This window comes from Streptomyces mutabilis (assembly GCF_014649815.1).
Taxonomy (GTDB): domain Bacteria; phylum Actinomycetota; class Actinomycetes; order Streptomycetales; family Streptomycetaceae; genus Streptomyces; species Streptomyces mutabilis.
Window position 1 is genome coordinate 1 of the sequence record NZ_BMTT01000133.1, and the last position, 762, is coordinate 762.

A 762-nucleotide genomic window follows, 5' to 3' on the forward strand; every position below is an offset into this window, starting at 1 on the left:
GAAGTTGTGCACGCACAGCACCAGGTCGTCCTCGTACTCCCGCAGGAAGGCCAGTACGGCGGGGTTGGAGGAGGGCAGTTCCGTGTAGGTGCCGAGGCCGAAGGCCACGTTCTGCTTGCGGATCTCGATCATGCGGCGGGTCCAGTGCAGCAGGGACGAGGGCGAGGCCATGGACGCCTCGACGTTCGTCACCTGGTAGCCGTAGACCGGGTCCATGATCGTCGGAAGGAACAGGCGTCCCGGGTCGGACGACGAGAAGCCGGCGTTGCGGTCCGGCGTCCACTGCATCGGGGTGCGGACCGCGTCGCGGTCGCCGAGCCAGATGTTGTCTCCCATGCCGATCTCGTCGCCGTAGTAGAGGATCGGCGAGCCGGGCAGGGAGAGCAGCAGGGCGGTGAACAGCTCGATCTGGTCGCGGTCGTTGTCCAGGAGCGGGGCCAGGCGCCGGCGGATGCCGATGTTGGCGCGCATGCGCGGGTCCTTGGCGTACTCCGCGTACATGTAGTCGCGTTCCTCGTCGGTGACCATCTCGAGGGTCAGCTCGTCGTGGTTGCGCAGGAAGATGCCCCACTGGCAGCCGGACGGGATGGCCGGGGTCTTGGCGAGGATCTCCGAGACGGGGTAGCGGGACTCGCGGCGGACGGCCATGAAGATGCGGGGCATGACCGGGAAGTGGAAGGCCATGTGGCACTCGTCGCCGCCGGAGGCGTAGTCGCCGAAGTAGTCGACGACGTCCTCCGGCCACTGGTTGGCCTCCGCCAG

Annotated in this window: 1 protein-coding gene; it reads right to left on the reverse strand. The window is 67.6% G+C overall.

Annotated features, from left to right (window positions below):
• The coding region (locus IE142_RS35020) for an alpha-amylase family glycosyl hydrolase (protein WP_191889430.1) at positions 1 to 762 on the reverse strand (762 nt) is incomplete at both ends.